Genomic DNA, 7403 nt, shown 5'->3' with positions numbered 1-7403 from the left:
CCGCGGCCAGCCTGCTCGGACTGGCCGGCCGCTTCGCCGGCGGGGGCTGGGTGCTGCTGGCCGACTTCCTCGCCGCCGCCCTGGCCTATGGCGCCCTCTATCGCGCCGCCTTCGACCGCCCGGCGGGCCTGGCCGGCCTGCGCTGGGGGCGTGAAGAGGCGCTGATGGCCGGGGTGCAGCTGCTGCTCGCCCTGATCTTCCTGGTGGTGATCTCCGTGCTGCTGGTGGTGGGCGGGGCCGTGTCCCTGGGCGTCGCCCGCGCCGCCGCGCCCGGCTTCGACGCCACCTCGTCCGAGGCCTGGAAGGCCGCGCTGTCGGGTCCCGTGGCCGCCTTCGCCGCGAGTCTCGCGCCGCTGGCCAGCCTGGCGGTCCTGGCCTGGCTGGCCGCCCGTCTGTCCCTGGCCCCCGCCGCCAGCATCGCCGCCGGACGGCTGCAGGTGCTCAGCGCCTTCGACCTGACCAAGGGCCGCGCCGGCCTGCTGGTGGCCCTGGGCCTCGTCTTCTACCTGCCCAGCGTGGTGATCGCCGTGGGCGGGCGCACCGCCCTCGACGGACCCGCCGCCCTGGCGCTGCAGGCCGTGGCCGTGGGTCTCTATTATTTCTGCGTCGCGCCGGCCTGGACGGCGGCGTGCGTCCACGTCTACAGACACGGCCCGAGCTTGGCCGTCGCCGAGCGGCCGGAAGCCTGACCATGATCGCCCTGTCGCCCATCGCCGCCGCTCTCGAAGGGCCGCGCACCATGCGCCGCCATCCCGCCTCGCTGCTGGTCTGGGGCGGGTTCTACTGGGCCGCCCTGATCCTGCTGTGGGTGCTGCTGGCCGTCGCCTTCGGCGAGGAGGTGCGGCGCGACCTGGCCCAGACCCGTTTCACCGCCGACCCCAAGGAGGTGCTCGACCTGATCGCGCACCTGGGCGGGGCCATGGCCCTGCTGATCCTGCTGGCGGCCGCCATCTGCGCGGTGCTGGCCAGCGCCATCCTGCGCTCGGTGCTGCACCCCGAGCAGAGCCGCGGCGCCTATCTGCGCCTGGGCGCCGACGAGGTCCGGCTGTTCGTCGTGGCCCTGATCACCTGGGCCGCGGCCCTGTTCGTCACGGCCATTCCCAGCGGCCTGGTGACCCTGCTGACCGCCACCCTGGCCGGCGCGGGCGCCCGCAGCGTCGCGGCCTGGATCGCCTTCCTCGGCGGCCTGGGCGTCATCGGTCTGTCGATGTGGGTGGGGGTGCGCCTGTCGCTGCTGTCGCCCCAGACCTTCGCCGAGGGCAGGATCAACCTGCGCGAGGCCTGGGTGCTGACCCATGGCCACTTCTGGGGCCTGCTGGGCATGTTCGTGCTGAACCTGTTCATGGCTTTCGTGCTGACGCCGATCGTCTTCTCGCTGGTCGGCGGCCTGCTGACCGGGGTCATCGCCCTGGTCGGCGGCGGGTCAAAGCTGTTCGTGCTGCTGGGCCTGCTGACCAACGTGCTGATCGCGCCGCTGATGTTCACCGTCCAGACGGTGATCCTGACCGCCGGCCCGGCCCGCGCCTATCGCCAGCTGCACCCGGATATTTGAAGCCCGGGCTCTGTCCCTGGCCAACGAAGCTTGTTACGCGTTCCTGCCTGCGACACACCGCACAGGGCGAGCAAGAGCAAGATGAAGACCTTTTCGGCGACGGACGCGGCTATTTCGGGCTTCGTCCTGGTGCGCGAGCACTTCAAGACCGTCGCGGTCTGGGTCCTGATCGCGACCATCGTCTCGGCGATCGTGTCCGTGACCATCATCGGCCTGTTCGGCCCTCAGCTCGAAGCGTTCACGACGCTCAGCCAGAACAATTCCGCCGATCCGACCGAAGCCCTGCAGGCCATGGCCAAGCTGGGTCCGTTCGCGCTGTTCTCGCTGGTCTACAGCATCGCCTTCTATTCGGTGCTGCTGGCGGCGATCTATCGCGCGGTGCTGCGCCCGGCCGACGCCCGGCGCGCCTATCTGCGGTTCGGCGCCGACGAGCTGCGTCAGGCCGGCGTCTCCATCCTGCTGGGCCTGCTGCTGTTCGCGGCCTATCTGGTCCTGCTGGTGGCGGTCACGCTCATCCTCGTCATCCTGGGCGCCATCGCGCCGCCCCTGGCCGCGCTGGTCGGTCTGCTGATCGTGCCGGCCTCGTTCGCCGTGCTGGTCTTCCTGGGCGTGCGCCTGTCGCTGGCCAACGTGCAGACCTTCACCGAGGGCAAGATCAACGTCTTCGGCTCGTTCGCCCTGACCAAGGGGCGCTTCTGGCCGATGTTCGGGGCCTATTTCGTGGCCACCGTCCTGGCGGTCGTCGTCTATCTGCTGCTGTTCCTGATCATCACCCTGCTGGGCGGCGCGCTCAGCGGCTTCAACCTCGACACCCTGAACGACCTGATGCAGTCGCAGAAGCTGACGCTGGCGTCGCTGCTCACCCCGACCGGCGTGCTCAGCCTGGCCGTCGGCGGCCTGATCACGGTGCTGACCAGCGTGACGATCTACGCCCCCTCGGCCTTCATCTATCGCGAGATCGTCGAACGGGCGGCCAAGCCGGCGCCGGCCGCCCCCAGCGGGCCGTTCGACGTCTGATCCCTCCAGGGACACCGACATGAAGAAGGGCGGCGGGGAGACCCGCCGCCCTTTGTTGTTTCAAGCTCGCTTCAGGTGGACGCCCGATCAGGCCCGCTTGCTCTTCTTCAGCTCGCCCACCCGCGCCAGGCGGCGCTCCTCGTGGCGGTCGAGCAGTTCCTTGAGGTACTTGCCGGTCCAGCTGGCCTCGACCTTGGCCACGTCCTGGGGCGAGCCCACGGCGACGATCTCGCCGCCGCCGTCGCCGCCTTCCGGACCGAAGTCCAGCAGCCAGTCGGCGGTTTTCACCACGTCGAGATTATGCTCGATGACGACCACGGTGTTGCCCTGGTCGACCAGCTCGTGCAGCACCTCCAGCAGCTTCTTGGTGTCCTCGAAGTGCAGGCCCGTCGTGGGCTCGTCGAGGATGTAGAGCGTGCGGCCGGTGGCGCGCTTGGAAAGCTCCTTGGACAGCTTCACGCGTTGCGCTTCGCCGCCCGACAGGGTCGTCGCCTGCTGGCCCACCTTGATGTAGCTGAGACCCACGCGCTTGAGGGTCTCCATCTTGTCGCGGATCGGCGGCACGGCCTTGAAGAAGTCGGCGGCCTCCTCGACCGTCATGTCCAGCACGTCGGCGATGGTCTTGCCCTTGAACAGCACGTCCAGGGTCTCGCGGTTGTAGCGCTTGCCCTTGCAGATATCGCAGGTGACGTAGACGTCGGGCAGGAAGTGCATCTCGATCTTGATGACGCCGTCGCCCTGGCAGGCCTCGCAGCGGCCGCCCTTGACGTTGAAGCTGAAGCGGCCCGGGCCGTAGCCGCGCGCCTTGCTCTCCGGCAGCTGGGCGAACCAGTCGCGGATGGGGCCGAAAGCGCCGGTATAGGTGGCCGGGTTCGAGCGCGGGGTGCGGCCGATCGGCGACTGGTCGATGTCGATGACCTTGTCGAAGTTCTCCAGGCCCTCGATCCGCTCGTGCGCCGCCGGGGCGTCGCTGGCGTTGTTCAGGCGGCGCGCGGCGGCCTTGTAGAGGGTCTCGATCGTAAAGGTCGACTTGCCGCCGCCAGAGACGCCGGTGATGCAGGTGAAGGTGCCCACCGGGATCTCGCCGGTGACCGCCTTCAGATTGTTGCCCTTGGCGCCGATGACCTTGAGCATCTTCTTCTTGTTGATCGGGCGACGCTCTTCCGGCACGGCGATCTCGCGCGCGCCGGTCAGGTACTGGCCGGTGACGCTGGCCGGGTTGGCCATGATCTCTTCGGGCTTGCCCTCGGCGACGATCTCGCCGCCGTGGACGCCGGCGGCCGGGCCCATGTCGATCACGTAGTCGGCGGTGAGGATGGCCTCCTCGTCGTGCTCGACGACCAGCACCGAGTTGCCGAGGTCGCGCAGCCCCTGCAGCGATTGCAGCAGGCGGGTGTTGTCGCGCTGGTGCAGGCCGATCGAGGGCTCGTCGAGCACGTAGAGCACGCCCGTCAGGCCGCTGCCGATCTGGCTGGCCAGGCGGATGCGCTGGCTCTCGCCGCCCGACAGGGTGCCCGAGCCGCGCGACAGGTTGAGGTAGTCCAGGCCGACATCGACCAGGAACCGCAGGCGATCGTTGATCTCCTTGAGGATCCGCCGGGCGATCTCCAGCTGCTTGTCGGTCAGGTGACCTTCCAGGGCCGTGAACCAGTCGCGGGCCGGGCGGATGGCCAGGTTCGAGACGGCGGCGATGTCCAGGCCATGCACCTTCACGGCCAGGGCCTCGGGCTTCAGGCGCTTGCCGCCGCAGGCCTCGCAAGGCGTGTCGGACTGGTAGCGGCCCAGCTCTTCACGCACCCAGCTGCTGTCGGTCTCGCGCCAGCGGCGCTCCAGGTTCGGCAGCACGCCCTCGAAGGGCTTGTCGACCTCGTACTTGCGGGCGTTGTCGTCGTAGGTGAACTTGATCTTCTCGCCCTTGGAGCCGTTCAGCACCACGGTCCGGGCCTTTTCCGGCAGCTTGTACCAGGGCTCGTCCATCGAGAAGCCGTAGTGGCGCGCCAGGGCCTGCAGGGTCTGGGTGTAGAGCGGCGAGGGGCCCTTGGCCCAGGGCGCGACGGCGCCCTTGTGCAGGGTCTTGTCCTTGTCCGGGATGATCAGGTCGGCGTCGAAGGCCAGCTTCGCGCCCAGGCCGTCGCAGGTGGGGCAGGCGCCCGCCGGGTTGTTGAACGAGAACAGCCGCGGCTCGATTTCGGCGATGGTGAAGCCGCTGACCGGGCAAGCGAAGCGTTCGGAGAACAGCAGCCGCTTGGGCTCCTTCTCGCCCTCGTCGATGGTCGCCCATTCGGCCACCGCCAGGCCGTCGGCCAGGCGCAAGGCCTGCTCCAGACTGTCAGCGAGACGCTGCTCCATGCCGGCCTTGGTCACCACGCGGTCCACGACCACGTCGATGTCGTGCTTGAACTTCTTGTCGAGGGCCGGGGCGTCCTCGATCGGATAGTATTCGCCGTCGATCTTCAGCCGCTGGAAGCCGGCCTTCTGCCACTCGGCGATCTCCTTGCGGTACTCGCCCTTGCGGTCGCGCACGACCGGGGCCAGCAGATAGAGGCGCGTGCCTTCGGGCAGGACGGTGATCTTGTCGACCATCTGGCTGATGGTCTGGCTCTCGATCGGCAGGCCGGTGGCGGGCGAATAGGGAACCCCGACCCGCGCCCACAGCAGGCGCATGTAGTCGTGGATCTCGGTCACCGTGCCGACGGTCGAGCGCGGGTTGCGCGAGGTGGTCTTCTGCTCGATCGAGATGGCCGGCGACAGGCCCTCGATCAGGTCCACGTCCGGCTTGCTCATCAGTTCGAGGAACTGGCGGGCGTAGGCCGACAGGCTCTCGACATAGCGGCGCTGGCCCTCTGCGTAGATGGTGTCGAAGGCCAGCGAGCTCTTGCCCGAGCCCGACAGGCCGGTCAGCACGACCAGCTCGCCGCGCGGAATGTCGACGCTGACGTCCTTGAGATTGTGCTCGCGGGCGCCGCGGACGCGGATGAAGTTCAGTTGCTCGGCCATGGTGTCCGGAACGCTCGAAGGTCGGATTGGGAGCCACGCGCGAGGCGCGGCGCAGCGGCTATATGTAGGGCGCTGGCGCGGCATTAGCACAAGAACAACATGCGAACAAACGCCGCAGCCATCCTGCTGCCAGTCCTGCTGACATCAGATGTCAGCAGGAGGCGCTTTCGAGGGCGCAAAGCGGGCGCCGCGCGGTCGAATTTCGGACGCCATCGAAGCGCGAGCATTCGCCGTCAGGGCAATCTTCGGTGGCGGGCGATGGGGCGGGGGCGACGCGAGGTCGGACGATGGGCGCTCGCGGCCCCGGCGGGCCTGGCGGCCAACCTGCTGTTGATCGGCCTGCTGTCGCTGGTCGAGCGCGGGGCGCCGCCGGTGGAGCCGCCGGCCATGCTGGTCGAGCTGGACCGTACGGAGGAGGAGCCGCCGCGGCCGGCGTCGAAGCGTGCGGCGAGGGCGGCGTCGCCCGCGGCCCGGCCATCCGCGTCGCCGTCGATCGAGCCGGATGGCGAAATGCCCGCGACGCCGGGCGAAGGCGACGGAGCGGCGTCCGTCGGAACACCTGGCCCGTCCGGTCCCGCGATCGATCCCGCCTGGCGTCTCGACCGCAAGGACGTCGATCGCTGGCGGCTGACCGAGGGCAATCCGGCCTACCGCTGGGGCCGCTATCACCGCGCCTGCAAGGGCCTCAGCAGCGAGCACCTGACCGACGAGGAGAAGGACCGCTGCTGGGGAAGTCTCGCCGCCAAGGCCCCGTCGCCGCGGATGGGACCTGTGGGCCGTCCCGCCCCGCCGCCGGCGAAGTTCATGCCCCGGGGCCTGCCGCCGCCCCCGCCGCCCTTCGCCGAGGAGGCCCGCAAGCAGGCCCGCTGCGGCGCCTACCGCGCCGGCCGCGCCGCGCAGCCGCGCCTGCGCGACGGGATCTGCTGACCTCGCCGCGCTGCTTGCCGAACCCGGTTCGCGGGCGTAGAAGCCCGGCTCCACCCCTGATGGAGGCCGCCATGATCAGCCAGACGGAAGACCGCTTCGTCCTTCCCGTTTCCCTGTTCGTGGTTTCCCATGCCTGTCTTCATCACTCTGGACTCCGTTTCCGCCGCCGCGCCTGACGGCCGCGTTCTCTTCGAAAACCTGAACCTGTCGGTCGGCGCCGAGCGCGTCGGCCTGGTCGGTCGCAACGGCGCGGGCAAGTCGACCCTGCTGGCGCTGATCGCCGGCGCGCGTACGCCCCTGGCCGGGACCATCGCCCGCACCGGAACCCTAGGCGTGCTCGACCAGACGCCCGAGCTTGCGCCGGACGCGATCCTGGCCGACCGCCTGGGCGTCGGCGAGGCCTGGCGACGGCTCTCGCGCATCGAGGCCGGCCAGGGCGACGACACCGACTTTGCCGAGGCCGACTGGACCCTGCCGGCGCGGCTGGATGAGGCTCTGGCGGAGGTGGGGCTCGAAGGTCTCGATCCCGACCGGCCCGCGAGCGCGCTCAGCGGCGGCCAGCAGACCCGCGCGGGCCTGGCCGCCCTGCTGCTGGCCGCGCCCGACCTGATCCTGCTGGACGAGCCGACCAACCACCTCGACGCTGAGGCCCGAGACCTCGTGGCCCAGGTGCTGGTCCGCTGGAAGGGCGGGGCGATCGTCGCCAGCCACGACCGCGCCTTGCTGCGCGGCATGGACCGCATCGTCGAGATCTCCAGCCTGGGCGCGGCCAGCTACGGCGGCGGCTATGACCTCTATGCCGAGCGCAAGGCGGCCGAGAGGGAGGCCGCCGGCCGGGCTCTGGACAGCGCCGAGCGCGACGAGCGGCGCGCCGCCCGCGAGGCCCAGGCCGCGCTCGAACGCAAGGCCC

At 70.0% G+C, this 7403-nt stretch carries 6 protein-coding genes; 5 read left to right on the top strand and 1 reads right to left on the bottom strand.

From position 1 onward, the window contains the following. The 3 genes from DMC18_RS26325 to DMC18_RS24275 all read left to right on the top strand — a co-directional run. Positions 1-689: hypothetical protein (locus DMC18_RS26325; RefSeq protein ID WP_110133387.1), on the top strand; the 689-nt coding region annotated here is incomplete at its 5' end. Between the two features lie 2 nt (positions 690-691). Next, positions 692-1552 carry a hypothetical protein gene (locus DMC18_RS24280; RefSeq protein WP_233245174.1) on the top strand — a complete coding sequence of 287 codons (861 nt, stop codon included), beginning with the start codon at positions 692-694 and terminating at the stop codon, positions 1550-1552. Between the two features lie 81 nt (positions 1553-1633). Continuing rightward, the gene (locus DMC18_RS24275) at positions 1634-2569 is read left to right on the top strand and encodes a hypothetical protein (RefSeq protein WP_110118498.1); all 936 of its coding nucleotides are present in this window, start codon (positions 1634-1636) and stop codon (positions 2567-2569) included. An 87-nt stretch (positions 2570-2656) separates the two neighbouring features. Here DMC18_RS24275 and uvrA read toward each other — a convergent pair whose 3' ends face one another. Further along, complete coding sequence (gene uvrA, locus DMC18_RS24270) at positions 2657-5566, bottom strand: excinuclease ABC subunit UvrA (RefSeq protein WP_110118497.1); 2910 nt, start codon at positions 5564-5566, stop codon at positions 2657-2659. A 258-nt stretch (positions 5567-5824) separates the two neighbouring features. Here uvrA and DMC18_RS26320 point away from each other — a divergent pair, with 258 nt between their 5' ends. Next, complete coding sequence (locus tag DMC18_RS26320) at positions 5825-6493, top strand: hypothetical protein (protein WP_110133386.1); 669 nt, start codon at positions 5825-5827, stop codon at positions 6491-6493. A gap of 129 nt (positions 6494-6622) precedes the next feature. Then, positions 6623-7403: ATP-binding cassette domain-containing protein (locus DMC18_RS24260; RefSeq protein WP_146218199.1), on the top strand; the 781-nt coding region annotated here is incomplete at its 3' end.

The organism is Caulobacter sp. D5, assembly GCF_003185805.1.
In the GTDB taxonomy this organism is placed as follows: Bacteria; Pseudomonadota; Alphaproteobacteria; order Caulobacterales; family Caulobacteraceae; genus Caulobacter.
This window is presented reverse-complemented; position numbering and strand designations above follow the sequence as displayed.

What these genes read in the sequence shown, in the direction of transcription:
- DMC18_RS24280 (WP_233245174.1), top strand. Translation starts at nt 692, where the DNA reads ATGATCGCCCTGTCGCCCATCGCCGCCGCTCTCGAAGGGCCGCGCACC.
- DMC18_RS24275 (WP_110118498.1), top strand. Translation starts at nt 1,634, where the DNA reads ATGAAGACCTTTTCGGCGACGGACGCGGCTATTTCGGGCTTCGTCCTG.
- uvrA (WP_110118497.1), bottom strand. Translation starts at nt 5,566, where the DNA reads ATGGCCGAGCAACTGAACTTCATCCGCGTCCGCGGCGCCCGCGAGCAC.
- DMC18_RS26320 (WP_110133386.1), top strand. Translation starts at nt 5,825, where the DNA reads ATGGGGCGGGGGCGACGCGAGGTCGGACGATGGGCGCTCGCGGCCCCG.